General features: G+C 64.5%; 28 protein-coding genes and 1 riboswitch. Of the genes, 14 read left to right on the top strand and 14 right to left on the bottom strand.

The annotated features are described in order from the left end of the window. Window positions 1–378: DNA-formamidopyrimidine glycosylase family protein (locus tag ACOZKU_RS21355; protein ID WP_421580583.1), on the bottom strand; the 378-nt coding region annotated here is incomplete at its 3' end. Between the two features lie 175 nt (window positions 379–553). Between ACOZKU_RS21355 and ubiE the strand changes: the two genes are divergently transcribed. From ubiE to coaBC, 5 genes are all read left to right on the top strand, one after another. Next, window positions 554–1,330 (top strand): bifunctional demethylmenaquinone methyltransferase/2-methoxy-6-polyprenyl-1,4-benzoquinol methylase UbiE, encoded by a 777-nt coding sequence (ubiE, locus tag ACOZKU_RS21350; RefSeq protein ID WP_421580582.1) that lies wholly within the window; start codon window positions 554–556, stop codon window positions 1,328–1,330. A gap of 37 nt (window positions 1,331–1,367) precedes the next feature. Further along, window positions 1,368–2,942, top strand: a complete 1,575-nt coding sequence (gene ubiB / locus ACOZKU_RS21345; protein ID WP_421580581.1) for a 2-polyprenylphenol 6-hydroxylase — start codon at window positions 1,368–1,370, stop codon at window positions 2,940–2,942. A 37-nt stretch (window positions 2,943–2,979) separates the two neighbouring features. Next, window positions 2,980–3,783: a potassium channel family protein gene (locus ACOZKU_RS21340; RefSeq protein WP_421580580.1), complete on the top strand. Its 804-nt coding sequence runs from the start codon at window positions 2,980–2,982 to the stop codon at window positions 3,781–3,783. A 135-nt stretch (window positions 3,784–3,918) separates the two neighbouring features. After that, window positions 3,919–4,146, top strand: a complete 228-nt coding sequence (locus ACOZKU_RS21335; RefSeq protein ID WP_421580579.1) for a hypothetical protein — start codon at window positions 3,919–3,921, stop codon at window positions 4,144–4,146. Window positions 4,147–4,250: 104 nt separating this feature from the next. Next, the gene (gene coaBC / locus ACOZKU_RS21330; RefSeq protein ID WP_421580586.1) at window positions 4,251–5,456 is read left to right on the top strand and encodes a bifunctional phosphopantothenoylcysteine decarboxylase/phosphopantothenate--cysteine ligase CoaBC; all 1,206 of its coding nucleotides are present in this window, start codon (window positions 4,251–4,253) and stop codon (window positions 5,454–5,456) included. Here coaBC and ACOZKU_RS21325 read toward each other — a convergent pair. Then, window positions 5,449–6,270 carry a class II glutamine amidotransferase gene (locus ACOZKU_RS21325; RefSeq protein ID WP_421580578.1) on the bottom strand — a complete coding sequence of 274 codons (822 nt, stop codon included), beginning with the start codon at window positions 6,268–6,270 and terminating at the stop codon, window positions 5,449–5,451. The genes coaBC and ACOZKU_RS21325 overlap by 8 nt on opposite strands. Before the next feature lie 273 nt (window positions 6,271–6,543). Between ACOZKU_RS21325 and ACOZKU_RS21320 the strand changes: the two genes are divergently transcribed. The 4 genes from ACOZKU_RS21320 to ACOZKU_RS21305 all read left to right on the top strand — a co-directional run bounded on the left by ACOZKU_RS21320 (window position 6,544) and on the right by ACOZKU_RS21305 (window position 9,445). After that, entirely contained in the window at window positions 6,544–7,455 is a 912-nt protein-coding gene (locus ACOZKU_RS21320) for a pirin family protein (RefSeq protein ID WP_421580577.1), read from the top strand. Window positions 7,456–7,510: 55 nt separating this feature from the next. Next, window positions 7,511–7,915 (top strand): GFA family protein, encoded by a 405-nt coding sequence (locus tag ACOZKU_RS21315; protein WP_421580576.1) that lies wholly within the window; start codon window positions 7,511–7,513, stop codon window positions 7,913–7,915. A gap of 3 nt (window positions 7,916–7,918) precedes the next feature. Then, a complete protein-coding gene (locus ACOZKU_RS21310; protein WP_421580575.1) occupies window positions 7,919–8,719 on the top strand; it encodes an AraC family transcriptional regulator in 801 nt (266 codons plus the stop codon). 114 nt (window positions 8,720–8,833) lie between these two features. Further along, complete coding sequence (locus ACOZKU_RS21305; RefSeq protein WP_421580574.1) at window positions 8,834–9,445, top strand: LysE family translocator; 612 nt, start codon at window positions 8,834–8,836, stop codon at window positions 9,443–9,445. Here the strand turns inward: ACOZKU_RS21305 and thiD are convergent. Then, entirely contained in the window at window positions 9,442–10,254 is an 813-nt protein-coding gene (gene thiD / locus ACOZKU_RS21300; protein WP_421580573.1) for a bifunctional hydroxymethylpyrimidine kinase/phosphomethylpyrimidine kinase, read from the bottom strand. The genes ACOZKU_RS21305 and thiD overlap by 4 nt on opposite strands. A 42-nt stretch (window positions 10,255–10,296) precedes the next feature. Further along, window positions 10,297–10,393, bottom strand: a riboswitch (TPP riboswitch). Between the two features lie 67 nt (window positions 10,394–10,460). Then, window positions 10,461–12,041 carry a peptide chain release factor 3 gene (locus ACOZKU_RS21295; protein ID WP_421580572.1) on the bottom strand — a complete coding sequence of 527 codons (1,581 nt, stop codon included), beginning with the start codon at window positions 12,039–12,041 and terminating at the stop codon, window positions 10,461–10,463. A 93-nt stretch (window positions 12,042–12,134) separates the two neighbouring features. Between ACOZKU_RS21295 and dut the strand changes: the two genes are divergently transcribed. Both dut and ACOZKU_RS21285 read left to right on the top strand, forming a co-directional pair. Then, entirely contained in the window at window positions 12,135–12,608 is a 474-nt protein-coding gene (dut, locus tag ACOZKU_RS21290) for a dUTP diphosphatase (RefSeq protein ID WP_421580571.1), read from the top strand. Between the two features lie 4 nt (window positions 12,609–12,612). Beyond that, window positions 12,613–13,500, top strand: coding sequence for a GNAT family N-acetyltransferase (locus tag ACOZKU_RS21285; RefSeq protein ID WP_421580570.1), 888 nt, complete (start codon window positions 12,613–12,615; stop codon window positions 13,498–13,500). On the opposite strand, the gene ACOZKU_RS21280 is transcribed toward ACOZKU_RS21285, so the two are convergent. Beyond that, entirely contained in the window at window positions 13,501–14,133 is a 633-nt protein-coding gene (locus ACOZKU_RS21280; protein ID WP_421580569.1) for a LysE family translocator, read from the bottom strand. Between the two features lie 193 nt (window positions 14,134–14,326). On the opposite strand from ACOZKU_RS21280, the gene ACOZKU_RS21275 reads away from it, so the two are divergent. From ACOZKU_RS21275 to ACOZKU_RS21265, 3 genes are all read left to right on the top strand, one after another. Further along, the gene (locus ACOZKU_RS21275) at window positions 14,327–14,944 is read left to right on the top strand and encodes a LysE family translocator (RefSeq protein WP_314090536.1); all 618 of its coding nucleotides are present in this window, start codon (window positions 14,327–14,329) and stop codon (window positions 14,942–14,944) included. A gap of 128 nt (window positions 14,945–15,072) precedes the next feature. Beyond that, on the top strand, window positions 15,073–16,041 hold the full coding sequence (cysK, locus tag ACOZKU_RS21270) for a cysteine synthase A (RefSeq protein ID WP_421580568.1): 969 nt from the start codon (window positions 15,073–15,075) through the stop codon (window positions 16,039–16,041). A gap of 164 nt (window positions 16,042–16,205) precedes the next feature. After that, complete coding sequence (locus ACOZKU_RS21265) at window positions 16,206–16,601, top strand: VOC family protein (protein ID WP_314090542.1); 396 nt, start codon at window positions 16,206–16,208, stop codon at window positions 16,599–16,601. Between the two features lie 49 nt (window positions 16,602–16,650). Here ACOZKU_RS21265 and ACOZKU_RS21260 read toward each other — a convergent pair whose 3' ends face one another. From ACOZKU_RS21260 to ACOZKU_RS21220, 9 genes are all read right to left on the bottom strand, one after another. Further along, complete coding sequence (locus ACOZKU_RS21260) at window positions 16,651–18,180, bottom strand: YifB family Mg chelatase-like AAA ATPase (protein WP_421580567.1); 1,530 nt, start codon at window positions 18,178–18,180, stop codon at window positions 16,651–16,653. A 248-nt stretch (window positions 18,181–18,428) separates the two neighbouring features. After that, a complete protein-coding gene (gene gshB, locus ACOZKU_RS21255) occupies window positions 18,429–19,373 on the bottom strand; it encodes a glutathione synthase (RefSeq protein ID WP_313531976.1) in 945 nt (314 codons plus the stop codon). Between the two features lie 99 nt (window positions 19,374–19,472). Then, a complete protein-coding gene (locus ACOZKU_RS21250) occupies window positions 19,473–20,486 on the bottom strand; it encodes a linear amide C-N hydrolase (RefSeq protein ID WP_421580585.1) in 1,014 nt (337 codons plus the stop codon). Window positions 20,487–20,561: 75 nt separating this feature from the next. Further along, complete coding sequence (locus ACOZKU_RS21245) at window positions 20,562–21,338, bottom strand: hypothetical protein (protein WP_421580584.1); 777 nt, start codon at window positions 21,336–21,338, stop codon at window positions 20,562–20,564. Between the two features lie 114 nt (window positions 21,339–21,452). After that, window positions 21,453–21,956: a cupin domain-containing protein gene (locus ACOZKU_RS21240; RefSeq protein WP_421580566.1), complete on the bottom strand. Its 504-nt coding sequence runs from the start codon at window positions 21,954–21,956 to the stop codon at window positions 21,453–21,455. A gap of 92 nt (window positions 21,957–22,048) precedes the next feature. Beyond that, the gene (locus tag ACOZKU_RS21235) at window positions 22,049–23,044 is read right to left on the bottom strand and encodes an endonuclease/exonuclease/phosphatase family protein (RefSeq protein WP_421580565.1); all 996 of its coding nucleotides are present in this window, start codon (window positions 23,042–23,044) and stop codon (window positions 22,049–22,051) included. After that, window positions 23,041–24,150 carry an ABC transporter ATP-binding protein gene (locus ACOZKU_RS21230; protein ID WP_421580564.1) on the bottom strand — a complete coding sequence of 370 codons (1,110 nt, stop codon included), beginning with the start codon at window positions 24,148–24,150 and terminating at the stop codon, window positions 23,041–23,043. The genes ACOZKU_RS21235 and ACOZKU_RS21230 overlap by 4 nt, the downstream gene beginning before the upstream one ends. Window positions 24,151–24,162: 12 nt before the next feature. Further along, entirely contained in the window at window positions 24,163–25,005 is an 843-nt protein-coding gene (ugpE, locus tag ACOZKU_RS21225) for a sn-glycerol-3-phosphate ABC transporter permease UgpE (protein WP_314090556.1), read from the bottom strand. Window positions 25,006–25,018: 13 nt separating this feature from the next. Continuing rightward, the coding region (locus ACOZKU_RS21220) for an ABC transporter permease subunit (protein ID WP_421580563.1) at window positions 25,019–25,633 on the bottom strand (615 nt) is incomplete at its 5' end.

The following is a 25,633-nucleotide window of genomic DNA, read 5'->3' as shown; positions in this document are numbered from 1 at the left end:
GCGCGGGTCGTTATAAACGACGCGTTGCTCGCCCTCCGGTGTCTCCAGATGGAAGACGACGTGGTCGTGGCGCGTGTCCTTGCTGCGCGGCCTATGGAAGTCACCGGGCGTCTCGACGTCCTCCGCTCCTTCGACCCGGAAAGAGCCGGACATGCCGAGATGAGCGATGACGACATCGCCGCCCTCGAGATCAATCAGCAGATATTTGGCGCGCCGGCCAAGCGAGGTGACACGCCGCCCCTCCAGCTTTTCGGAGAAGGCCGGCGGAAAGGGAAACCGCAGATCCGGACGGCGCAGCTCCGCCCGGCGGATTTTTGACCCTTCCATGACGGGCGCCAGGCCGCGCCTGACCGTTTCCACTTCCGGCAGTTCCGGCATCTTCGTCTCCTTGAACGGGATTTAACCTTGGGCGCATTTGCCGCGCTCCGGCATTTCCCTCTCGGCAATCTATGCCCTATATACCCGGCGAAGCGTTCAGATAGCGCGGTCAAAGCCAAATCGCTATGGTCTAAGTGGCGATATGGCTGCGACAGACCGGCCCATGGAGACGATGATGACGGAACAGCGCACATCCGCAGACGGCGGCATGGCAACCTCCTACGGCTTTCGCGAGGTTCGCGAAGGCGAAAAGCAGGCGCTCGTCAATGACGTCTTCCACAAGGTCGCCAAGCGCTACGACATCATGAACGATGTCATGTCCGCCGGCCTGCACCGGGCCTGGAAGGATGCGATGATATCAAGCCTCAATCCGCGCAAGGACGCATCCTACAAGACACTCGACGTTGCCGGCGGCACCGGCGATATCGCCTTCCGCATCATCGAGGCCTCCGATCGCTTGGCGCATTCGACGGTGCTCGACATCAACGGCTCGATGCTATCCGTCGGCGCCGACCGTGCGGCGAAGAAGGGCCTGTCCGCCAATCTCGACTTCGTCGAGGCCAATGCCGAAGACCTGCCCTTCGAGGCGAACAGTTTCGACGCCTATACGATCGCCTTCGGCATTCGCAACGTGCCGCGCATCGATGTGGCGCTGTCGGAGGCTTATCGCGTGCTGAAGCGCGGCGGCCGGCTGCTGGTGCTGGAATTCTCCGAAGTGGAAATGCCGCTGCTCGACAAGGTCTATGATGCCTGGTCGTTCAACGCGATCCCGCAATTCGGCAAGATGATCACCGGCGATGCCGAGCCCTACCAATACTTGGTGGAATCGATCCGCAAGTTCCCCAACCAGGAAGATTTCGCCGCGATGATCCGCGCCGCCGGTTTTTCGCGCGTGACCTACACCAATTACACCGGCGGCATCGCCGCGCTGCATTCGGGCTGGAAGCTCTGAGCATGGCCCCCCTCTCCTCCAGACAGCATCGTTCCGCATGAGTGTCATCGGCGCCTATCTTCGCCTTGCCCGCGTGGGCTGGGTTCTCGTTCGTGAGGGCGTCGTCTCGGCGCTGCCGACCGAGGGCATGCCGCCGCTTGCCCGCACCGCCCATGCCTTTGCCGGCCTGCTGGAGCGTCGCCGCGCCGCCCGGGAAGACCGCGGCAACCGGCTGGCCCGCGCCATCGAGCGCCTCGGCCCCTCCTATGTGAAGATGGGCCAGTTCCTCGCGACGCGTCCCGACGTGGTCGGCGCCGAGATCGCGGTGGAGCTTTCCGCCTTGCAGGACAGCATGGCCACCTTCCCGCGCGAAGCGGCCGTCGCCACGGTCGAGGGCTCGCTCGGCCGCACACTCGACGATCTCTATGTGGATTTCGGCGATCCGGTCGCCGCCGCCTCCATCGCCCAGGTCCATCCTGCGACGGTGCGCGATGCGAGCGGCGAGCGCAAGGTCGCGGTGAAGGTCATCCGCCCCGGCGTGCGCCAGCGTTTCGCGCATGATCTCGAAGCTATGTATGCGGCGGCCCGCCTCCAGGAGGCGATCCTGCCAAACACGCGCCGCCTCAAGCCTGTCGAGGTGACGCGCACGCTCGAACAGACGACCAAGATCGAGATGGACCTGCGCCTTGAAGCGGCAGCCCTTTCGGAACTTGGTGAGAATACTGGCGACGACCCCGGTTTCCGCGTGCCCAAGGTCGACTGGGAGCGCACCGGCCGCGACGTCGTCACCATGGAATGGATCGACGGCATCAAGATGTCGGACGTCGAGGGCCTGCGCGCCGCCGGCCACGATCTGAACAGGCTCGCCGACACGCTGATCCAGTCCTTCCTGCGCCACACGCTGCGCGACGGCTTCTTCCATGCCGACATGCACCAGGGCAATCTCTTCGTCGATCCGCAGGGCGTCATCGTCGCGGTCGACATGGGCATCGTCGGGCGGCTGGGCAAGAAGGAGCGCCGCTTCCTTGCCGAAATCCTCTACGGCTTCATCACGCGCGATTACCAGCGCGTCGCCGACGTGCATTTCGAGGCCGGTTACGTGCCCTCGCACCATGATACCGCGAGCTTCGCCCAGGCGATCCGCGCGATTGGTGAGCCGATCCACGGCCAGCCGGCCGAGACGATCTCCATGGCGAAGCTGCTCACCCTGCTCTTCGAGGTGACGGAACTGTTCGACATGGAGACGCGCACCGAGCTCGTCATGCTGCAGAAGACCATGGTCGTCGTGGAAGGCGTGTCGCGCACGCTGAATCCACGCTTCAACATGTGGAAGGCCTCCGAAGGTGTCGTCGGCGACTGGATCCGCGACAATCTCGGTCCCAAACGCCTGCTGACCGACCTGCGCGACGGCGCGCATGCGGCGCTGCGCCTTGCCGAAGCCGCCCCCGAGATTGCTTCCAAGGCCGAAAAGCTCTCGCAGGACCTAACGTCGATGGCCGAAAAGGGCCTGCGTTTCGATGCGGATACCGCCGAGGCCATCGGCCGCTCGGAAGCCCGCCATGGCCGCTCAGGCCGCATCGCGCTCTGGGTGATTGCGGCAACGCTGGTCTACATCGCCTGGAAGCTCGGCTGAGCTTGACCGGCCCTCTCCCGGCGCTAGTCTCCCTTCCATGACCGACGAACCGTTGAGCACGACCGAACCGCGACCCTTTCTCGAACGGGCGCGGCGACAATTGCGCGGGCTGTATTTCGGGCGCGACCGGGAGGCTGTGCGGTTTCAGCTGGCGATGCTGTTCATCGACATCGCCGTGCTCGTCTTCTTCATCGCCGGACCCTATCTGCGCACCGGCTCGGCTTATGTCATCGTCGACTATGCGATTGCGGGGGTCATCGCCTTCGAGCTTGGCGCGCGGGCGCTGATCGCGCCGAACCTGCGCTACTGGCTGCTGCGGCCGATGACCTGGGTGGACATCGTCATTCTCGGCACGCTGCTGTTTCCGGGCCAGCTGCACAACTTCGCCTTCCTGCGCGTGCTGCGCATCTGGGCGATCAGCCAGAGCAAGCTCGTGACGCTGCTTTTGCGCCGTACCGGCTATGGCTATCTGGAAGACGTCATCCAGGCCTGCGTGAATTTCCTCGTCTTCCTCTTCCTCGTCACCGGTTTCGTCTACAGCAATTTCTTCTACGGCGCCGATGGTTTCGCGGGCTTCGTCGATGCGCTCTATTTTTCCGTCGCGACGGTTACGACGACAGGCTTCGGCGATATCACGCTGCCCGGAACGCTGGGGAAACTCACCTCGATCATCACGATGATCGTCGGCATCTCGCTTTTCGTGCGCCTCGCACAGGCAATCGTCCGGCCCTACAAGGTGACCTTCCCCTGCCCGCAATGCGGCCTGTCGCGCCATGACGCCGATGCCGTGCACTGCAAGGCCTGCGGCCATGTGCTCAACATTCCCGACGAAGGGGCCTGAAGGCGAAAGCACTCCGTCTTGGCCCATCGTTGCGACTTGCGGCAACGCGTGAAGGTGTTACTTTAGCAAAACCGGAACAACCGACGCATTGCAATGCAGACCGTATTCTCCAAGGGCCAAAAGGGGAGCCGTTCCATGCGCAAGATCATGTTTCTATCCGCCATCGCCGCCTTGTCCTTCAGCAGCGTCGCCGCACCCGCCTTTGCCGGCAGGATGCCGGACGGATCGGGCCTTCAGACCGCCGGCGCCGTCGAATTCGTGACCCACTACTACGGGCACAAGCCGAAGTGTTTCTGGAAGAAAATCAAGAAATACGACTATTACGGCAATCTCATCATCAAGAAGGTGAAGGTCTGCCACTAAGGCGTCCGCGCCGGCAGAGGCTTGGAAATGCCGCGGCAACGGGGTAGGACGGGATGACCGTCCTCTCCGGGGCGGACTTGCGCCTCTTGAGCCCGGGACTTGCCATGCCGCTTGCAGGAAAACGCATTCTTCTCGTCATATCAGGCGGTATCGCCGCCTATAAGAGCCTCGACCTCATCCGACGCCTGCGCGAGCGCGGCGCGGAGGTGCGGCCGGTCATGACGGCAGGGGCGCAGGAATTCGTGACACCGCTGGCCGTCGGCGCGCTGTCGTCGGGCCATGTCTATACGGAGCTGTTTTCACGCGAGGACGAGCAGGATGTCGGCCATATCCGGCTGGCGCGCGATTGCGACCTGATCGTCGTTGCGCCTGCCACCGCCGACCTGATGGCCAAGATGGCGAACGGCCTTGCCGACGATCTGGCCTCGACCGTGCTGCTCGCCACCGACCGGCCGGTGCTGGTGGCGCCGGCCATGAACCCGAAAATGTGGGCGCATGCCGCAACCCACCGCAATGTCGAGACGCTGCGCAGGGATGGCATCGCCTTCATCGGGCCCAATGCCGGCGAGATGGCGGAAAGCGGCGAGGCCGGTTTCGGGCGCATGGCGGAACCGCTGGAGATCGTCGCGGCCGTCGAGCGCCTGCTCGATGGCGGTGCAAAGCCGCTTGCCGGCCGCACGGCCATAGTCACATCAGGCCCGACCCATGAGCCGATCGACCCCGTGCGCTACATTGCCAACCGGTCCTCCGGCCGGCAGGGCCACGCCATTGCCGCCGCCCTTGCGCGGCTCGGCGCGGATGTGACGCTCGTATCCGGCCCCGTCACGATTCCCGATCCCAAGGGCGTGAAGGTCATCCGTGTCGAGCAGGCGGCCGAAATGCTGGACGCCGTGCTGGCAAGGCTTCCGGCCGATATCGCCGTGATGGTCGCCGCCGTCGCCGACTGGCGCGTGGCGACACCGAACATGGAAAAGATCAAGAAACAGCCGGGCGAGGGCCCGCCGCCGCTGATGCTGACGGAAAACCCCGATATCCTGAAGACCGTCGGGCACAGCGACAAGCGCCCCAAAATCGTCGTCGGCTTTGCTGCCGAGACGCAGGACGTGGAGAGCAACGGCCGGGTAAAACTTCAAAAGAAGGGCGCGGACCTGATCGTCGCCAACGACGTCTCGCCGGAGACCGGCATCATGGGCGGCACGCGCAACAGCGTGAAGCTGATCACGGCCGAGGGCATCGAGGCCTGGCCGGACCTCTCCAAGGACGACGTGGCGGACCACCTCGCCGGCTGGATTGCCGCGCGGCTTACCTGACGAGGCTGAGTTTGGCTTCCATGGCGCCGGCCGGACGACCGGCGGGCGAGAAGATGCGCACGTCCACACCGTTTTCCCCCAGCACCACGGCGCTGCCGTCGGGAATTTCCACCCAGGCTTCCGTGTCGTCGTTCAAGGGCTCGGAGACGAGGCAGTACCCGCCCGTCTCGCCCATCGGCGCGGCATAGAGCGTCGGGGCCTTGTAATCCGTCGCATAGCGCACGGCATAAAGCTGCTGGCCATCCGTGAAGGCGGCGGTGAAGCGCACCAGCACCTGACGCTCCAGATGGGCGGCGAGGCGCTCGACGAAGGCGATGGTCTCGGCCATCGCGCCGAGCGGGTCGCGCGCCAGGCCGAATTGCAGCGCCAGCAGGAACAGCAGCTCGGAATCGGTCGAGCCGGTGCGGGCATGGTAGAGGTCGTTGTCGAGCATGGTTTCGAGCGGCCGGCGCAGGTGCTCGAAATCGGCGATCTGGCCGTTGTGCATGAAGGACCAGTTGCCGTTGACGAAGGGATGGCAATTGTCGCGCCGCGTGCCGCCGCCGGTCGCCGCGCGCACATGGGCGAGGAAGAGCGGCGAGCGGACCTGCCTTGCGATGCTCCTGAGGTTGCAATCCGACCACGCCGGCAGAATATCGCGGTAACGGCCGGGTTCCGGGCGCTCGCCATACCAGGCAATGCCGAAGCCGTCACCATTGGTGGCCGTCTTGGCGCGAGTGGCGCAGTGGGATTGCTCGATCAGCGAGTGCGCGGGCGAGGACACCAGTTCCTCAAGGAAAAGCGGCTCTCCGCGATAGGCTGCCCAACGGCACATGACACTTCCCGCTTGCTTGGACCGGTGCGAACCGGTGTGAGATACGACGCATTAACCATGGCACTGCCTGGATTTTCAACGCAAATGGGTAAAAATGCGTTAACGAATGTAAAGGGGGCGACACCATGCGTGTCATTCTGACGACAGGCATCGCGCGCGGCAGTTTCCGGCGAAACAGGATTTTGTGAACAGTCCGTTCTGTGGCGGCCAGATTTCGTGAACGATGGGCTGGGCGTATAAGGGCTTCAACACCCCAAACGAAAGGACTTCCCCATGTCCATACGCCCCGTCAAACACGAAAGCATCGCCCGCCCCGCCATGGAGGGCGCCGGCGTCAAGCTGCACCGCGTCTTCGGCTTCGGCGATCCGTCGATGACCGATCCCTTCCTGATGATGGACGATTTCCGCAACGACAATCCGCAGGATTACATCCGCGGCTTTCCCTGGCATCCGCATCGCGGCATCGAGACCATCACCTATGTGCTCGCCGGCTCCGTCGAACATGGCGACAGCCTCGGCAACCATGGCGTGATGGGCGCCGGCGACGTGCAATGGATGACCGCCGGCAGCGGCATCCTGCACCAGGAAATGCCGCGCGGCGATTTCGCCGGCAAGATGCACGGCTTCCAGCTCTGGGCCAACCTGCCCTCGTCGCTGAAGATGACCGCGCCGCGCTACCAGGACATCAAGTCCGGCGACATTCCCGTCGTCGTCGATGACGACGGCACGGTGGCCCGCGTCATTGCCGGCAGCTTCTGGGGCAAGACCGGCCCGGTCGACGGCATCGCCGCCGAGCCCGTCTATCTCGATATCTCCGTGCCGCCGGGCAAGACCAAGCGCCTTCCCGTCGATACCTATCGCTCGGCCTTCGCCTACATCTTCGCCGGCTCCGGCACGTTCCGGGATGCGTCAAAACCGTTCGGCGTGAAGGTGGAGAAAGAGTTCCAGGGCGAGGAGCTGAATATCCGCGACCTCTCCGGCAACCGCACGCTGGTCGTGTTCGACACCGGCGACGAAGTAACAATACAGGCCGGTGAGAAGGGCATCCGCTTCCTGCTCGTCTCGGGCAAGCCGATCCAAGAGCCCGTCGCCTGGCATGGCCCGATCGTGATGAACACGCAGGCCGAGCTGGAACAGGCGATGCGCGAACTGCGCAACGGCACCTTCATCAAGCCGGCGCATTGACGCCTGCCCGTGAAGCCCTATCCTTCCGCCATATTGCAAGGCGGAAGGATTGTTCATGCGCATCGACGGGCAATGCCATTGCGGCCTCGTGACCTATGAAGCCGAGATCGATCCCGATGCGGTGACGATCTGTCATTGCACGGATTGCCAGCGGCTGACCGGTTCGCCCTACCGCGTCACCGTGCGCGCCGCGCGCGAAGCCGTGCGCCTGACCGGCAATCCGCCGAAAATCTACACCAAAATCGCCGGAAGCGGCCGTCCACGCCTGCTGTCCTTCTGCCCCGAATGCGGCACGCCGCTTTTCTCGACGGGGACGGGGGAGGCCGCGGCAACCTGGGGCATCCGCTGGGGCAGCATCAACCAGCGCGCGGACCTGAAACCAGTGCGGCAGATCTGGTGCGCGTCCGCCACCGACTGGTTCGGCGAGACCGCCGCCCTTCCCGGCACGCCGCGGGAGTAAGGCATGGCCGCCGGGCGCTTCCAGATCCTGCGCACGGCCATCGACGGCGTCGAAGCCGTCGTCGCCGACAGCAGCCACACATTCGCGCGCCACAGCCACGACACCTACGGCATCGGCGTGATCGAGCGCGGTGCGCAGACCTCGGCGAGCGGGCGCGGCCGTGTGGAGGCCGAGGCCGGCAACACGATCACCGTCAACCCCGGCGAAGTGCACGACGGCGTGCCGTTCGGCGATGCCCCACGCGCCTGGCGCATGCTGTATCTGCGACCGGAGATCGTTGCGACGGCAGCGCAGGACATTTTCGAAGGCAACCCGCGCGAGGAGTTTCATGCACCTGTTCTGACCGACAGGCGCGTGAGCGCTCTGGCGTCCGCAGCCCTTGCAGCCGTGCTGGACGCGCAGGCCGCACCGCTTGGCCACGAGGAACGATTGCTGCTGTTACTGGCGGCCGTACTGCGCGAACAGCCAGCAAGGCGCTCCGGCATTGCCACATCGAGCGTCGCCCGTGCTCGCGAAAAACTCGACGGCACGCCGGCCGCTGCGATCACCCTCGAAGATCTCGCAGCAGAAAGCGGGCTTGGCCGTTTCCGGCTGGTGCGCGACTTCGCCCGCGTGACGGGGCTGACGCCGCATGCCTATCTCATCCAGCGCCGCACCGAACTGGCCCGTCGGTTGATCGCGACGGGAACGCCGCTCGCCGAAGCCGCAGCGGAGGCGGGCTTTGCCGACCAGAGCCATATGACGCGCAATTTCACCCGCCGCTACGGCTATACGCCCGGCGCTTACCACGCCGCCCTCGCCTAGCGACGTCTCCCAAACCGCCGTGCACCTTGCCGGAATTGCCTGACCTGCAATTTCGTTCAAGACCACCATGCTCATTCCGGTGTTTCCTGCCGCTCTTCAGCACGGGAACACCACATGACCACCGAATTCCTCATCACCTCGCTCGTCGTCATCCTGCTGCCCGGCACGGGCGTCATCTATACGCTGGCCCTCGGCATCAGCGGCGGCTTCCGCGCCGGCCTGCTTGCCGCCTTCGGCTGCACGCTCGGCATCATCCCGCATATCCTCGCCAGCGTCGTCGGCCTTGCCGCGGTGCTGCATGCCAGCGCGCTCGCCTTCGAGATGCTGCGGTATATCGGCGTCGCCTATCTCATCTTTATCGCCTGGAGCCTCCTGAAGGATTCGAATGCGCTCGATCTCGGGCCGGATCAGCCCGCCGAACGGGCGCCGCGCATCGTGCGGAAGGGCATCCTCACCAATATCTTCAACCCGAAGCTATCGCTGTTCTTCCTGGCCTTCCTGCCGCAATTCGTGCCGGCGCAGGCCCCTGACGTGACCGCGCGCATGCTCATTCTCGGCGCTGTCTTCATGATCATGACCTTCCTCGTCTTCGCGCTCTATGCAGCACTTGCCGCAGGCCTGCGCCATCAGTTCCTGAGCCGGCCGAAGATCATGGTCTGGACGCAGCGCAGCTTCGCCGCCGCGCTCGGCCTGATGGGTCTGCGATTGGCGCTGGCGGATCGCTAGTCCCAAAGCGCGTGAAAATGGTGCAGCGGGCCGTGGCCGGAGCCGACAGCCAGCGCATCCGAGCCGCGCACGGCGCCGGCGATGTAGCTCTTGGCCGCCGCCACGGCATCCGGCAGCGTCCTGCCCTTGCCGAGCTCGGCCGCAATGGCGCTCGACAGCGAGCAGCCGGTGCCATGGGTGTTGCGCGTCAGGACGCGCACGCCCTCGAACCAGCGCAGGCGATCGCGCGTCGCCAGGACATCCGGGCACTGGTTGCCGGGCAGGTGCCCGCCCTTCAGCAGCACCGCCTTGGGGCCGAGCGCCAGCAGGCGGCTCGCCTGGTCCGCCATCGTTTCGCGGTCCGTTGCCTCCGCCTCCCCGAGCAGGGCGGCCGCCTCCGGCAGGTTCGGCGTGAGCACGGTGGCGAGCGGCAGCAGGCGGCGCGTCAGGGCCTCGACCGCCTCGCGCGCCAGAAGCGACGCCCCGCCCTTGGCGACCATGACGGGATCGAGCACCAGCGGCGTGCTCCGATGGCCGGCGAGCGCATTGGCCACCACATCCACGATATCCGCGGAAGCGATCATGCCGATCTTCACCGCATGAACCTGCACATCGGCGAAGACATCCCGGATCTGCGCCGCGACGAAATCCGCCGGCACGAGATGCACGCCGGACACCCCTTGCGTGTTCTGCGCCGTCAGCGCCGTCAGCACGGCCATGCCATAGGCGCCGCGCGCCGCGAAGGTCTTGAGATCGGCTTGAATGCCGGCACCGCCTGACGGGTCCGAGCCCGCGATGGAGAGGATGTTTGCGATGGTCGTCTCGGCCATGGAGCCTCCTTGCGACGGAGGCGGCCGTGGGGCGCGCAACGATACGGCGCCCGTTCGACTCCCTCCGCCGGCATGATCCGGTTCAGGTTCAAAGGGTGCTTCTCAGCCCGCCTTGCGACGGACGCCCCCGTCCAGGCGCTACGTTTCGCAAAAGAAAAGCCGCCTGTCATCTTGAAAGTGACAGGCGGCAAAATGGCAGGCGTGCGTTACGCCTTGGTGACGTGGTATTCCTTGATGGCGACCATCTTGATCGCGGGATAGCGCTCCGCCTCGTAGCGCAGCGAGAAACTGTCCTGCGCCAGGAATACCGGGTCGCCATCTAGGTCGCGGGCGATATCGCCGCGGCGCTGGGTGACGAATTTGTCGAGTTCGGCCGCATTGTCGGAGGACACCCAGCGGCAGACCGAGAAGCGCGACATTTCGAAGGAGACCGGCAAACCGTATTCCCCCTGAAGTCGCTCCTTCAGCACGTCGAGCTGCAGCGCGCCGACGACGCCGACGATGGCGGGCGAGCCGTCTTCCGGCGAGAAGAGCTGCACGACGCCCTCTTCCGCCATCTGCTGCAGGGCTTCCTTCAGCTTCTTGGCCTTCATCGCGTCTTCCAGCCGCACGCGGCGCAGGATTTCCGGCGCGAAGTTCGGCACGCCCTCGAAGACCAGTGCTTCGCCTTCCGTCAGCGTATCGCCGATCCGGAGCGTGCCATGGTTCGGAATGCCCACCACGTCGCCGGCATAGGCCGTATCGGCGAGCTGCCGCTGCGAGGCGAAGAAGAACTGCGGCGCCGACAGGCCGATTGTCTTGCCGGTGCGCGCGAGGCGCACCTTCATGCCGCGCTCCAGCATGCCGGAGCAGACACGGGCAAAGGCGATGCGGTCGCGGTGGTTCGGGTCCATATTTGCCTGGATCTTGAAGACGAAGGCCGTCATCTTGTCTTCGGCGGCATGGACCTTGCGCACGTCGGCAATCTGGTCACGCGGCGGCGGCGCGAAGGCACCGAGCGCATTGATGAGATCGCGCACACCGAAATTGCGCAGCGCCGAGCCGAAGAAGACCGGCGTCATATGTCCCTCGAGGAAGGCTTCGCGGTCGAACGGACGGCAGGCCTCGCGCGCCAGCTCCATCTCTTCGATGAAGGCCTGGCGCTCGTTTTCCGGCAGGCTCCTGGCGACTTCGGCTGCGTCGTCCATTTTCACCGGCTGCACCTGCGTGTCAGAACCGCGATACGTTCGGTCGGCGAGGTGATAGGAACCGGAAAACGACTTGGAGCGGCCAACCGGCCAGGTGATCGGCGCGGTATCGAGCGCCAGCTTCTCTTCCACCTCGTCGAGGATTTCGAACGGGTCGCGGCTCTCGCGGTCCATCTTGTTGACGAAGGTGATGATCGGAATATCGCGCAGGCGGCAGACTTCGAAGAGCTTCAGCGTGCGCGGCTCGATACCCTTGGCGGCGTCGATGACCATGACGGCGGCATCGACCGCCGTCAGCGTGCGGTAGGTGTCGTCGGCGAAGTCCTCGTGACCGGGCGTATCGAGGATGTTGAAGACATTGCCATCATATTCGAAAGTCATGACCGAGGTCACGACCGAGATGCCGCGCTCGCGCTCGATCTTCATCCAGTCGGACCGGGTCTGGATGCGGTCCTTCTTCGCCTTCACTTCGCCGGCAAGCTGGATGGCGCCGCCGAACAGCAGCAGTTTTTCGGTGAGCGTGGTTTTACCGGCGTCCGGGTGCGCGATGATCGCGAAGGTGCGGCGGCGGGAGACCGCCTCGGCAAGGGTTTCGGCCATTTTCTGCAATATCCTGTGAGTTGCCGGCGTCTTTACAGGCTCCGCCTCGAAGATGCAATTGACGCGCTGCCGCCACGGCCGGCTTATGGCCGCATGAACGCGCACGCCCCCACCCAGCCCACGCTCTCCCTCGTCCGCCTGCCGCATGGCGCGGGGATCGAGCTTCCCGCCTATGAGACGCCGGGCGCCGCCGGCATGGATCTGCGCGCTGCCGTGGAAGCCGATGCGCCGCTGACGCTTTCACCGGGCAAGCGCGCGCTGGTGCCGACCGGTTTCGTCTTCGAAGTGCCCTTCGGCTTCGAGGCGCAGATCCGCCCGCGCTCGGGCCTCGCGTTCAAGAACGGCGTCACCTGCCTCAACACGCCCGGCACCATCGACAGCGACTATCGCGGCGAGGTGAAGGTGCTGCTGATCAATCTCGGCGAAGAGTCCTTCGTCATCGAGCGCGGCATGCGCATCGCCCAGATGGTCATCGCCCCCGTCACGCAAGTCGCCGTGCAGGAGGCGACGGATGCCAGCGAGACGGCGCGCGGCGCCGGCGGCTTCGGCTCGACCGGCGTGCGCTGAGACGATGACGGGCCACCCCGCGCTCGTTCTCCGCGCGAACTATTTCGGCGATCCCATAGCGTCGCGGGCGCTTGCCGCCCTGCTCGACGATATATTCGGCATCGACGTGACGATCCTCGACCGGCTCGGCGGACCGGACCCGACCGGCGTGCCTTTCGCCTGGTTCGACGCATCCAGCACCTGCATTGCAAATATCAGTGCCTTCTCGATGCCGCTGGTCATCAACGGCAATTTCACGCGCGCCGCCGGGCTGCAATCGGGCGCGGTGCGACCAGAATATCGCGGGCGAGGCCTGTTCCGCTCCGTCATGGAGGCCGCGCTCGACTATTGCGACAGCGAGGGTTTTGAAGCCGTAACATTGCTGACCGACAAGCCGGCGCTCTACGAGCCTTATGGTTTTTGGGCGCTGACGCAGCATCGTTTCATCGGCCCGGCACCAACAGGTGGCCGCGCAGCCGCGACACGACGCCTCGATATGGCCAGCGACGCTGATGTCACATTCCTTCGCCGGTTATTGAATGCCCGCCGCCCGGTTTCCGACCGTTTCGCGCCGTTGCGGCAGGTCGAGATGTTCCTGTTCAACGCCGCGCTGATGCCGGATCTCAGACTCGACTTCATGGAAGAGAACGGCGCCGTCATTGCCTGGCAACAGAGCGAAGAGGGAACCTTCGAGCTGTTCGACGTGGCCGGCGCGCAGATCCCCACCCTCGCCGATGTCATTACGAGCCTGCGGATCACACCGTCAAGAATCCGCGTGCATTTCGCGCCCGATCATCTGGACTGGACCGGCGAAGCCGTTGCCGATGACGGCGACATGGTGCTCATGCTGCGCGGTGCGGATGGGCTGCACCCGGAACACCTCTTCGCGCTGCCGCCGATGGCGGAGTTCTAATCAGCGCCCGGCATCCGTCGCCATGCGCAGCGCCAGCCCCGCCAGCATCGTGCCCATCAGCCAGCGCTGCGCGAGCGCCCAGCGCGGGCGGGTGGCGAGAAGGGCGGCCACGGAGCCGGCGGAAACGGCGATCAGCCCGTTGATGCTGACGGCGATGACGATCTGCGTGCCACCGAGCACCAGCGCCTGCAGGAAGACATGGCCCCTTGCCGGATCGATGAACTGCGGCAGCAGCGAGAGATAGAGCACGGCCACCTTGGGGTTCAGCAGATTGGTCAGAAGCCCCATGAGGAAGAGTTTGCGGTTGCCATCGCGGGGCAGCGTCTTCACCGCGAAGGGCGAGCGCCCGCCGGGACGCAGCGCCTGCCAGGCCAGCCAGGCGAGATAGAGCGCGCCGGCAAAACGCAGCGCATCATAGGCATAGGGCACCGCCATCAAAAGCGCGGTGATGCCGAGGGCGGCGGCAAACAGATAGAACACGAAACCGAGCGCCACGCCGCCGAGCGAAACGAGCCCGGCTGCCGGTCCCTGACAGATCGAGCGGGAGACGAGATAGAGCATGTTCGGCCCCGGCGTCAGCACCATGCCGAGCGCAATGAGGGCGAAGGCGGCAAGGCTGGTCAAGTCGGGCACCGGTCATCTCCCCTGAATGGACAAAGGAGGAGTAGGCCTCGGTCTCGCCCGCCGCAAGGATCACACTTGTCCTGGTGACAAGTGTGATCCTTTGCCCATAGCGGAGGCGTCCTGTTTGCGTTTGCCTCGGACGAGCCGGACCATTGCCGGAAAACGCCGCCAGGCGTAAAGGGAGGGACCCAAGGAGTTTCCCATGACCCTCGCCGTCCTCATCGCCTATAGCGGCGCCTTGTTCATTGCCGCCATCATTCCCGGTCCCGGTATCACGGCGATCGTCGCGCGCGCGCTCGGCTCCGGCTTTCGGCCGACCTTCTTCATGGGGCTGGGGCTCATTCTCGGCGATATGGTCTATCTGACGGCGGTCATCCTCGGCCTTGCCTTCATCGCCCAGACCTTCACCACGGCCTTCATGCTGATCAAGATCGCCGGCGCGCTCTATCTCGGCTACATCGCCTGGAAACTCTGGACGGGCGGATTGCTGCCGCAGAACATCGAGGAGCAGCGCTCCACCAGCCTGACCATGTCGTTCCTGTCGGGCCTGTTCGTGACGCTCGGCAATCCGAAAACCATGCTGTTCTATGTCGCGCTCGTGCCGACGCTGGTCGATCTCGGCTCGATCGGCCTGAAGGATTACGGCGTGCTGCTGGCCGCCACCTTCGTGGTGCTGCTCATCGTGGTCGTGCCCTATATCGCGCTTGCCGCGCGCGCCCGCGTCCTGCTCAAGCAGCCAAAGGCCTTGCAGCGGCTGAACCGCGTCGCCGCCGGCATTCTCGCGGGGACGGCAGCCTATATCGCCACCCGCGCGGCGTGATGGTTTCTCAGGCTTTGGCCTACCGGCAATCCGATTATTCCGTCTGAAACCGTTTTCCCGCGAAATCCGGACTCGTCTCGCGTCGCGTTCCCTCCTATCTTCTCTCCGACAATAACGAGGAGACCCCGATGAGCGAACCCCGCAAGCCCGGCCGCGGCCGTATCTACGCCTCCATCACCGAAACCATCGGCGATACGCCGATCGTGCGGCTCGACAAGTTTGCAAAGGAAAAAGGCGTCGTCGCCAACCTCCTGGCCAAGCTCGAATTCTTCAATCCGATCGCTTCGGTGAAGGACCGCATCGGGGTGGCGATGATCGAGGCGCTGGAAGCCCAGGGCAAGATCACGCCCGGCACATCGACGCTGATCGAGCCGACCTCGGGCAATACCGGCATCGCGCTCGCCTTCGCCGCCGCCGCCAAGGGCTATCGCCTCATCCTGACCATGCCGGAGACCATGTCGGTCGAACGCCGCAAGATGCTGGCGCTGCTCGGCGCAGAGCTGGTGCTGACCGAAGGACCGAAGGGCATGAAGGGCGCCATCGCCATGGCCGAGGAACTGGCCAGCACCATTCCCGGCGCCGTCATTCCCCAGCAGTTCGAAAACCCGGCCAATCCGGAGATCCACCGCAACACGACCGCGGAAGAAATCTGGAACGACACCGATGGTGCCGTCGACATCCTCGTCTCGGGCATCGGCACGGGCGGCACGATCACCGGCGTGGGACAGGTGCTGAAGGCCCGGAGACCCGGCTTCCAGGTCGTTGCCGTCGAGCCGGCCGACAGCCCGGTTCTCTCGGGCGGCAATCCCGGCCCGCACAAGATCCAGGGCATCGGCGCCGGCTTTGCCCCCGCCATCCTCGACAGGCAAGTCTATGACGAGGTCGTGACCGTCAGCAATGACGAGGCCTTCGCCAATGCACGCCTCGTGGCGCGGCTCGAAGGCGTGCCGGTCGGCATTTCCTCCGGCGCCGCCCTCACCGCCGCCGCCAAGGTCGGCAGCCGCCCGGAAAATGCCGGCAAGACCATCGTCGTCATCATTCCCTCCTTCGCCGAGCGTTATCTCTCGACTGCACTCTTCGAAGGGCTCGCCAGCTAACGCCTTTCCGGCAGCTCCGGTTTGGCGGAAGCTTCAAAGGTTTTGTCTGCCGTATCCCCCAAAGCCGAAGCGAACGCGCTTCGGCTGAAAGGCTTCGGCATAAGATCACCGCATGGCCCGGCCATGCGGTATCCAACTCCAAACTGACTATCATCCTCTCCGCCATGCTTCATCACCTCTCCCTCGGCGTTCACGACATCGACCGTTCAGCGGCCTTCTACGACGCCGCGCTTGCGCCGCTCGGCTATACACGCGTCTGGTCCGACCTGCGGCCCGGCGAAGCCGGCCAGGCCGTCGGCTACGGGCCGTCGGGCGGTGGCGACAAGCTGGCCATCAAAGCCGACGACGATGCCCGCGCGCCCGGCCCCGGCTTCCACATCGCCTTTGCCGCACCGAGCCGTCCGGCCGTCGATGCCTTCCACGCGGCAGCCACTGCTGCCGGCGGCCGCGACAACGGCCCGCCCGGTCTGCGCCTGCACTACGGCCCCACCTATTATGCCGCCTTCGTCGTCGATCCGGACGGGCACCATATCGAGGCGGTTTTCAAAGGACCGGCGTAACACCGGAGATAGCGGGCGGATGCATATTCGGCCCCGTTGACATCGGCCATCAGGCCGTGACAAGCCGCTCGCCGGCAATCCGGTAGGAAATCGCCTCGGCAAGATGGATACGACCGACGATCGCACACTCGTCGAGATCGGCGAGTGTGCGGGCGACCTTGAGGACGCGGTGATAGCCCCGGGCGGAAAAGCGCATCTTCTCCGCCGCATCGCGCAGCAGCTGGAGGCCGGCGGGATCAGGCTCGGCCACTTTTTCGACCAGCGCGGTCGAGGCCCGCGCGTTGCTGGTCACCAAGCCCATGCCGAGGCGGGCGAAACGATCGGCCTGCAGGGCGCGCGCCTGGGCGACGCGCTTTGCCACAACCGCACTCGGCTCTCCGGCCATCGGGCGGATAAGATCCGTCGCGGAGACAGCGGGCACGTCGATGCGGATATCGATGCGATCCATCAGCGGGCCGGAGACACGGGCCTGGTAATCGCTCATGCAGCGCGGACCCCGGGCGCAGCTGCGGCCGGGCTCGCCCGCCATGCCGCACCGGCATGGATTCATGGCCGCGACGAGCTGGACGGCGGCGGGATAGCTGACACGATGATTGGCACGCGCAATGATGCATTCGCCGGTTTCGAGCGGTTGGCGCAAGGCATCGAGCGCCTGCGGCGTGAATTCGGGGAGCTCGTCGAGGAAGAGCACGCCGTTATGCGCGAGCGACACTTCACCGGGTTTTGCCCGCGGGCCGCCGCCCACCAGCGCCGCCATGGTGGCGGAATGGTGCGGCGTACGGAACGGGCGGCGATCCGACAGGCGCCCACCGGAAAGCTGGCTGGCGATGGAATGGATCATCGAGACTTCCAGCAGTTCGGCCGGGGCGAGCGGCGGCAGGATGGCGGCGAGGCGCGCGGCGAGCATGGACTTTCCCGAGCCGGGCGGACCGACCATCAGGAGATTGTGACTGCCGGCCGCGGCGACTTCCAGCGCCCGCTTGGCGCTTTCCTGTCCGCGAATATCCAGGAGGTCAGGCAAATCGCCTGCCGCGGCGCGGACTGCCGGCACCGGGCGGGCGAGAACCTGCGTGCCCTTGAAATGGTTGGCGAGCGCGATCAGGCTGCGCGGGGCGAGAATTTCGAGCCCGCCGCCGGCCCAGGCCGCTTCCGCACCATTCTCCGCCGGGCAGATCAAGCCCTTGCCGAGTGCATTGGCGCCCATGGCGGCGGGAAGCGCGCCGGCGACGGAGGCGATCGTGCCGTCGAGATTGAGCTCGCCGATGACGAGGAAATCCTCCAGTGCATCCGCCGGCACCGCGCCGAGCGCCATCATCAGGCCGAGCGCGATGGCGAGATCGTAGTGGCTGCCTTCCTTGGGCAGATCCGCCGGCGCAAGATTGACCGTCACCCGCTTGGGCGGCAGCGAGAGACCGGAGGCGTGGAGGGCCGCCTGCACCCGCTCGCGGCTTTCCGCCACGGCCTTGTCGGCGAGACCGACGATCTGCATGCCCATCTTGCCGGGCGCCACCATGACCTGCACATCGACGGGCACGCCTTCGATGCCTTGAAACGCAATCGTACAAACCCGCGCCACCATGATCGCTCCGCCCGTCCCGCGGCAGCGCGCTCAAAGCACGGCAATGCCGCAACACTTTTATGCCGAAAACAGTCCGCTCACCCGCCCCTGGGTTGCAGCTGCAAATCTGGCATGAAACACGGAATGAAACAAGAACAATTATAGAACCCGCCGCACGATTTTCCGCGCGCCGGTTGCACTCGGTTGCATTTGCGGAACGAAGCCGGGACGTCCGCGAACGAAACGTCACGGCAAGGCCGGAAACGGCCTCAGCGCTTGCGTTCGATCGCGTCCCAGAGCAGGGCTGCGATGTCGGCGCCGCCGAATTTTTTGACCTCGCGCAGGCCGGTCGGCGAGGTCACATTGATCTCGGTCATATAGTCGCCGATGACGTCGATGCCGACGAGCAGGAAGCCGCGCTCGCGCAAGGCGGGGCCGATGCGGGCGCAGATTTCCTTCTCACGCGCCGTCAACTCCGTCGGCTCCGGGCGGCCGCCGGCATGCATGTTGGAGCGGGCATCGTGTTCGGCCGGCACGCGGTTGATCGCGCCGACCGGATCGCCGTCGACGAGCAGGATGCGCTTGTCGCCCTTGCGGACATCCGGCAGATATTGCTGGGCGATGAAGGGCTCGCGGAACATCTGGCCGAACATTTCCAGCAGCGAGGACAGATTGCGATCGTCCTTGGTGGAATGGAAGACGCCAGCGCCGCCATTGCCGTAGAGCGGCTTCAGGATCATGTCGCCCATCTCGTCTCGGAAGCGGCGGATTTCGGCGGGATCGCGGGTGATCAGCGTCTTCGGCATCAGATCGGCGAATTCGGTGACGAAAATCTTTTCCGGCGAATTGCGCACCCAGGCCGGGTCATTGACAACGAGCGTCTTGGGATGGATGCGCTCCAGGAGATGTGTGGATGTGATGTAGGACATGTCAAAGGGCGGGTCCTGGCGCAGCAGAACCACGTCCATGGTCGAGAGATCGACGCGTTCGGGCGCTCCCAGCGTATAGTGGTCGCCCTTGACGTCGCGCAGCTCCATCGGCTCGACGCTGGCATAGACCGTACCGTCGCGCAGGCTGAGCCGGTCCGGCGTGTAATGGAAAAGCTTGTAGCCGCGGCTTTGCGCCTCGAGGCTCATGGCGAAGGTGGAATCGCCCGCGATGTTGATGGTCGACACGTGGTCCATCTGGACCGCGACGTTCTTGATCTTAGCCATGAAAGTCCCCTCAGGAATGCCCGGCACATTTAGGATGTCGCGGGCGTGAAGACAACGCCGCAGCGGCGAAATCGGCGCGTCTTCGGCCCGGCAAAACGGTCAGAGCTGCAGGCCGAGGAAATGGAAGGGCTCGGCAGGGACGAAATCCGCCGTGGCATCGCCGGAATAGGTGTGGTCCTGATCCTTGCCGAGATCGAGCTTCAGCACCTTGCCGGTCTCCGGTGCGAAATCGATCTTCTTCAGATCAACCCAGAACGTGTTCGGCGTCAGCGCGGATTCGAAGAAATAGAGGCCGCGCTTGTGATCGGCCACGGTGCGCCAGCGTGTGGAGGAAATGTTCGGCTCGTCCGGCGTCGTGATGCCAAAGGGCACGGAGACATTGCGGATCACGCTGAAGACGCTGGCCAGGGCACGGTTCGGATCCTCGGCCTTGGGGATGGCATTCACATAGAAGGAGGCGCGCGCAAAGCGGTCGGAGGCGCGGTTGGTGCCCGGCAGCATGACCGTGCCGCCGATCTGCTTCCAATAGCTGTTGAGGGCGAGTTGCTGATCGAAGGTCGGCGAATTGGTCATGACCTGATAGGAGCGGTCGTGGTGGATGACCTGCTTGCCGTCGATATATTCGATGATGGCGCTGTCGCCGCTCGCATCCGAAATGGAAAGGTGCAAGGTCGTCAGACGCTCCTCGCCGGGCACGCTGTCCGACACGATGGTGAACGGTTCTTTCGCGAGATCGGCCACTGCCTCGTCGACCGTCACGAAATTGTCGAGCACATATTGCGCCCAGGCGGCGATCGTCAGGCCAGGTTTGCTCTGGTCATACTTCGGATATTCCGATTCCACCAGCCACAGCACATTGGCAACGAGGCCGCGCTCGTTCATGCCGTCGGTCGTCGACACATCATAGCCGGTTGCGATGACGCTGCCGTATTTCGAGGTCCATTTCAGGGAGTTAGGCCCCACCTCGCCGTTGCGTTCCATTCCGCGCGGGAAAACCCAGAGATTGGTCGCGACATCGAGCTTCCAGTCCATCGAACGGGCGGTGACGATGTTGTCGTTCGGCCCGAGATAGACGAAGCGCGTGCAGGCCTCGGCGACCGGCGCCAACGCCATGCAGGACACGGCAAGTGCGAGGACGGACGTCCGGGCTTTGAGCATAGTGGTGCGTCGCATGGTCTTCTCCCTGCGTCAGAAGCGGATGGACAGGCCGACGACCGGTCCATGCTGGGTCACGTTCCAGTTGAACTTGTTGCCGGTGAAATCATCACCTTCGTAATCCTGCGAGAGCACGCGATAGCCGACGCGCAGAATGGTCGGCAAATTGCCCATATGGGTGCGGTAGCCGAGATAGGCCTGGGCATTGACGCTATGCTTGGAGCCGGTGCCGAAACCACCGACATCGGCCTCGGCATTCACCGTCCACCGATCGTTGAGGTCGGCGTTCAGGCGCAGGCCGACGAAGGGGTCGGTCCAATCTGCCCGCTTGGTCGTTTTGAGGAAGCCGGCATCAACCGTCGCCTTGAGGCGCGTCCAGCGCACGCCGACGGTCGGCTCGACGGAAAAGCGGCGCGGCTGGCCGAAAACGGTTACGCCGCCGAGCTGCTCTTCATAGACCTTGTAAAAGGCGCCTGCCGACAGAATGGTGGTCTGGATGTCGAGGCCGAGCTGGTGATGGAAGACTTCCTCGTCCTGGCTGGTCAGCACATGCTGCCCATCGAAATAGACGCCCCATTGGCCATTGGTCACCTCGACATTGCCCATGACCGCGAAATCGAGATGGCCAAGGACGTCGCTGAAAGGCACGTCGACATCCGTCGTACGGCCGGCAAGCGTCGCATCGCCTTTCAAGGAAGCGGCCCAGACATAGGGGCTGACAATGACCCGCCATTCGCTGTCAGAGGCGAGGCGCGCGGAATCGAAATCGTCAGCGTGCGCGGATGGGCCACCCGCGACGATCAGAAGAATTGCCAACCGGCCAAACCACCGCAGCACCATCAAGAACCCTCATGCGTTGCGACCAAAGGCTACAGCGCCACCAGCAATACGCAATACCATACTTCTGACAAGGCTCGGAAAATGTCAGGCCGCAAGCCCACCGGAGGACGCAGTGACGCCGCGCAGGCGATCGCGCAACTTCAGCGCCAGATTGATCGGTGTGGGGAATTCCTTGCGGCAGAAGGCGATCTTGCGCACGTAGGTTTCGATGTGCCAGGTCGCCCAGCTCTTGCCGGGGAAATAGGCAATGTCGCCGGCCTTCAGCGTGCGCTGGCTGCCGTCCTCGGCGGTAATGTGAACCTCACCTTCGAGGATCATCACGGTTTCGTCCCAGCCGAAATACCAGCGGAAGGTTCCGGCCGTGCAATCCCAGATCGCCGTCGTCGCCTGGTCGTCATAAGCGCGAGAATGCAGCGAAAGCCGGGCCTGCGGGTTGCCGGCGAGCACCCAGGACGGCTCGATCGGCTTCGGCGCCATTTCGAGCTCATCGAGCGAGGCCGAGATCAACGGCCGCGGCATCTTCTCTTCGGCGGCTTTCGAACGCATTGCAGCGCCGACCATGGTGACGAGCATCAGTTTCAGGACCATTTCATCCCCCTTACAATCCGGGGAAAGCCTTACGCGAAATCGGTAACAGCGCCGTTCAAACAATCCGTCGCATTTTATGCAACGGTCATCTTTCAGGCGAAACCATCGATACGGCAGGTGATGAGGTCGTGGTCGGACAGCGGGCGGCCGGCGGGAGAGAGGGATGAGACGATCGCCGTTTCCGACACGGCAAGACCGCGCGACAGGAACCAGTCGAGCTTCATCGCGCGCTCCGGCCAGCGGGTGATGAGGCTCGGACGCGTCGTCATGACATCGAGCGGGCCGCCGTGGCGAGTAAAACCACGCTCGGCGGCGCGGGCGAACAGGCCTTCCGCCTCGAAATCGCCGCCGGCATGGTTGCCGGTGTTGAGGTCGCCACCGATGAGCACGGGCAGGCCGGGGAAGGCGGCGTCGAGCGCATCGATCAGGCCGACCGTCTGCCGCTCGCGCCAGGCGGCCGTCGTGGCGCTTTCCAGATGGGTGGAGGCGAGCACGAGCGGTCCGGATTCGGAGTTGATGACGGCGCCGATCGCCATGCGCTCGCCAAGCCGCGGTTGGTCGACCGCGCCCGTGAACCACAGGCGTTCGCCTTCAAGGCGCAGCAGGAAGGGCTGGTGCAGCGGCACGGTGGAGAGAAGACCGTTGCCGTGCAGGCCGCGGCTGTTGAAGTCGTCCTTGCAAAATTCCAGCTCCGTCTCGGAGCCGAGGCCAAGCTCGATGAACTCCACGCCGTAGAGATAGGCCATGCCAAGTTCATCGGCGAGTGCGGCGGTGGTGTTTGTCTGGCGCGTGCGGGCCATGCCGTCGTCCATTTCCGAGAGCAGCACGATCTCGGCGCCGGTCATGCCCAGATGCTCGGCGCTCGGCTTGGGGAACAGGCAGCGTTCGAGGTTCCAGGCGGCCACGGTGAAGGGGAATGGCAGAGGCTCGGCGCGTTCGGCGCGACCACCCGTCTCCACCGCATTCATGCAGGCAAGGTCCGCCATGCGGCCATCATGAGCGGCGATGGATTTTTCCAGCGTGGCGATTGCGGCGCGATCCTCCCGGCTTGGTGCCGCGAGCCGGTCGACGGTGGTGCGGATCATCATGCGACGGCCTCCGGAACAGCGGCCACGGCACCCAGCCCGACGGCCTCGCCCGACCAGTCGATGCGCTGGCCGCTGGCGGTGTCAAAGAAATGCAGCCGCGACGGGGCAATCGAGAGCGAGGCCGTTTCGGGCAACGGGATTTCGGACGAGAGGGCTGCGACCATGGCCTGATCGCCAACCATGCCGTGCACGAGGCGCTGGGAACCGAGTTCCTCGACATAATCGATGCGGAACGGCAGGCTACCCCCGGTACCTTCGTGCAGGCGCAGGTCTTCGGCGCGCAGGCCCACCGTTACGGCACCCTGCGTCGGCACCGTGGCGCCGAGATCGATGAGGGCCGGGCCGAGCGCCAGCTTGCCGCCATGCAGTTCGCCGCTGACGAGGTTCATGGCCGGCGAGCCGATGAAGCTCGCGACGAAGGTCGTTGCAGGACGATGATAGACAACGAGCGGGCGACCAATCTGCTCGATCCGGCCGCCGGAGAGCACGACGAGCCGGTCGGCAAGCGTCATGGCTTCCAGCTGGTCGTGGGTGACGTAGATCGAGGTCGTGCCGACACGGCGCTGCAGGCGCTTGATCTCGCCGCGCATGGAGACGCGCAGTTTTGCGTCGAGGTTGGACAGCGGCTCATCGAACAGGAAGGCCGAGGGTTTTCTGACGATGGCGCGGCCCATGGCGACGCGCTGACGCTGGCCGCCCGAAAGGGCGCGCGGCTTGCGCTCTAGATAGGGCTGGAGTTCGAGCATGCGGGCGGCCTCCGCCACGCGCGCATCGATCTCGGCCTTTGGCGTGCGGCGGTTCTTCAGGCCGTAGGCGAGGTTTTCGTAGACCGTCATATGCGGATAGAGCGCATAGTTCTGGAAAACCATGGCGATGTCGCGGTCGGCGGGATCGACATCGTTGACGGTGCGCCCGCCGATCGTCACCTGTCCTTCGCTGATCGTCTCCAGCCCGGCGACCATGCGCAGCAGCGTCGACTTTCCGCAGCCCGAGGGGCCCACGAGCACGATGAATTCGCCGTCGGCGATATCGATGTTGACGGCGCTGACCGCAGTCACGCCGCCATTGTAGATCTTGGATACGTCACGAATGCCGATCGATGCCATCGGACTGTCTCCTTACTTGTCGCTTTCGGTGAGGCCCTTGATGAACCACCGCTGGAAGATCAGCACGATCATGACCGGCGGCAGCATGGCGAGGATCGCCAGCGCAAAGGCTTCGTTATAATCGGGGATGTTGGAGCCGACCCAGACGAGCAGGATCTGCTTGATGCCGCGCACGAGCGTGAAGAAGCGCTCATCGGTCGTCATCAGCGTCGGCCAGAGATACTGGTTCCAGCCATAGACGAACATGATGATGAAGATCGCCGCGATCATGGTGCGCGAGAGCGGCACCAGCACGTCGATGAAGAATTTGAACGGTCCGGCGCCGTCGATGCGGGCGGCCTCCAGCAATTCCTCCGGCACGGACTTGAAGAACTGGCGGAAAAAGAAGGTGCCGGTGGCGGACGCCAGAAGCGGCACGATGAGGCCGGTATAGGTGTTGGTGAGCGAAAGCTTGTTCATCACCTCGTAGGAGGGAACGATGCGCACTTCGAGCGGCAGGAGCAGCGTCGTAAAAATCATCCAGAAGAACAGCGTGCCGAGCTTGAAGCGGAAATAGACGATGGCATAGGCGGCGAGCATCGACAGCACGATCTTGCCCGTCGCGAAGCCGACGCCGAGGATCAGCGAATTCCAGATCATGCGTGCACCGGTGATCTCTCCGGTAAAGCCGCCCTTGCGGGTCAGGACCTTGTCATAGGTCTCGGTGAAATGGCCGCCCCAGGTCAGCGACAGGCCGTTGCGGTGGATATCGGCGGCCTCGTGCGTCGAGGTCATGAAGGCAACTACGACGGGCGCCACCATGATGAAGACGCCGAGCATGAGCACGAGATGATCGAAAAGGCGGATGCGGGTCATGGGTCTCGCCCTCTCAATTATAGTGCACGCGCCGCTCGATGAAGCGGAACTGGAAGATGGTGAGCACGAAGACGACGATCATCAGGATAACGGACTGGGCCGAGGAGCCGCCGAGGTCGTTGCCGCGGAAGCCGTCCATATAGACCTTGTAGACCAGGGTGATCGGGTTGTTGGCGGCCTTGTCCTTCACCATCACGTCGATGACGCCGAACGTGTCGAACAGTGCGTAGGTCATGTTGATGATGAGCAGGAAGAAGGCGGTGGGCGCGAGCAGCGGCAGCGTCATCGTCCAGAAGCGGCGGAAACCCGAGCGGCAGTCGATGGCCGCGGCCTCGCGCACAGAGACGGGAATGCTCTGAAGCCCCGAGAGGATGAAGATGAAATTGTAGGGTATCTGCTTCCAGACCGAAACGGCGATCATCGCAAAGGCAGTGTCATAGTAGTTGAGGCCGACCTTCATGTCCCAGCCGAACAGCGCGGCGAACTTCACCAGCGGGCCGATATGCTGGTCGAAGAACATCATGCCCATCAGGCCGGCGACCGGCGGGGCGATGGCATAGACCCAGATCAGCAGGGTCTTGTAGGTCGAACTGCCCTTCAGCACCGCATCGGCCTTGACGGCGAGCAG

It is taken from the genome of Shinella sp. M31 (genome assembly GCF_049199205.1).
In the GTDB taxonomy this organism is placed as follows: Bacteria; Pseudomonadota; Alphaproteobacteria; order Rhizobiales; family Rhizobiaceae; genus Shinella.
This window is presented reverse-complemented; position numbering and strand designations above follow the sequence as displayed.

Coding starts and splice junctions, on each gene's coding strand:
- ACOZKU_RS21305 (WP_421580574.1), top strand. CDS start 8,834: ATGACCACCGAATTCCTCATCACCTCGCTCGTCGTCATCCTGCTGCCC.
- ACOZKU_RS21315 (WP_421580576.1), top strand. CDS start 7,511: ATGCGCATCGACGGGCAATGCCATTGCGGCCTCGTGACCTATGAAGCC.
- gshB (WP_313531976.1), bottom strand. CDS start 19,373: ATGGCTAAGATCAAGAACGTCGCGGTCCAGATGGACCACGTGTCGACC.
- ACOZKU_RS21320 (WP_421580577.1), top strand. CDS start 6,544: ATGTCCATACGCCCCGTCAAACACGAAAGCATCGCCCGCCCCGCCATG.
- ACOZKU_RS21265 (WP_314090542.1), top strand. CDS start 16,206: ATGCTTCATCACCTCTCCCTCGGCGTTCACGACATCGACCGTTCAGCG.
- ACOZKU_RS21285 (WP_421580570.1), top strand. CDS start 12,613: ATGACGGGCCACCCCGCGCTCGTTCTCCGCGCGAACTATTTCGGCGAT.
- coaBC (WP_421580586.1), top strand. CDS start 4,251: ATGCCGCTTGCAGGAAAACGCATTCTTCTCGTCATATCAGGCGGTATC.
- ACOZKU_RS21295 (WP_421580572.1), bottom strand. CDS start 12,041: ATGGCCGAAACCCTTGCCGAGGCGGTCTCCCGCCGCCGCACCTTCGCG.
- ubiE (WP_421580582.1), top strand. CDS start 554: ATGACGGAACAGCGCACATCCGCAGACGGCGGCATGGCAACCTCCTAC.
- ACOZKU_RS21250 (WP_421580585.1), bottom strand. CDS start 20,486: ATGGCGTTGGCGCCGGTCGCCGAGGCCTGCACGCGCTTCGTCTATCTC.
- ACOZKU_RS21275 (WP_314090536.1), top strand. CDS start 14,327: ATGACCCTCGCCGTCCTCATCGCCTATAGCGGCGCCTTGTTCATTGCC.
- ACOZKU_RS21335 (WP_421580579.1), top strand. CDS start 3,919: ATGCGCAAGATCATGTTTCTATCCGCCATCGCCGCCTTGTCCTTCAGC.
- ACOZKU_RS21260 (WP_421580567.1), bottom strand. CDS start 18,180: ATGGTGGCGCGGGTTTGTACGATTGCGTTTCAAGGCATCGAAGGCGTG.
- ugpE (WP_314090556.1), bottom strand. CDS start 25,005: ATGACCCGCATCCGCCTTTTCGATCATCTCGTGCTCATGCTCGGCGTC.
- ACOZKU_RS21240 (WP_421580566.1), bottom strand. CDS start 21,956: ATGGTCCTGAAACTGATGCTCGTCACCATGGTCGGCGCTGCAATGCGT.
- ACOZKU_RS21325 (WP_421580578.1), bottom strand. CDS start 6,270: ATGTGCCGTTGGGCAGCCTATCGCGGAGAGCCGCTTTTCCTTGAGGAA.
- thiD (WP_421580573.1), bottom strand. CDS start 10,254: ATGGCCGAGACGACCATCGCAAACATCCTCTCCATCGCGGGCTCGGAC.
- ACOZKU_RS21310 (WP_421580575.1), top strand. CDS start 7,919: ATGGCCGCCGGGCGCTTCCAGATCCTGCGCACGGCCATCGACGGCGTC.
- dut (WP_421580571.1), top strand. CDS start 12,135: ATGAACGCGCACGCCCCCACCCAGCCCACGCTCTCCCTCGTCCGCCTG.
- ACOZKU_RS21230 (WP_421580564.1), bottom strand. CDS start 24,150: ATGGCATCGATCGGCATTCGTGACGTATCCAAGATCTACAATGGCGGC.
- ubiB (WP_421580581.1), top strand. CDS start 1,368: ATGAGTGTCATCGGCGCCTATCTTCGCCTTGCCCGCGTGGGCTGGGTT.
- ACOZKU_RS21340 (WP_421580580.1), top strand. CDS start 2,980: ATGACCGACGAACCGTTGAGCACGACCGAACCGCGACCCTTTCTCGAA.
- cysK (WP_421580568.1), top strand. CDS start 15,073: ATGAGCGAACCCCGCAAGCCCGGCCGCGGCCGTATCTACGCCTCCATC.
- ACOZKU_RS21235 (WP_421580565.1), bottom strand. CDS start 23,044: ATGATGATCCGCACCACCGTCGACCGGCTCGCGGCACCAAGCCGGGAG.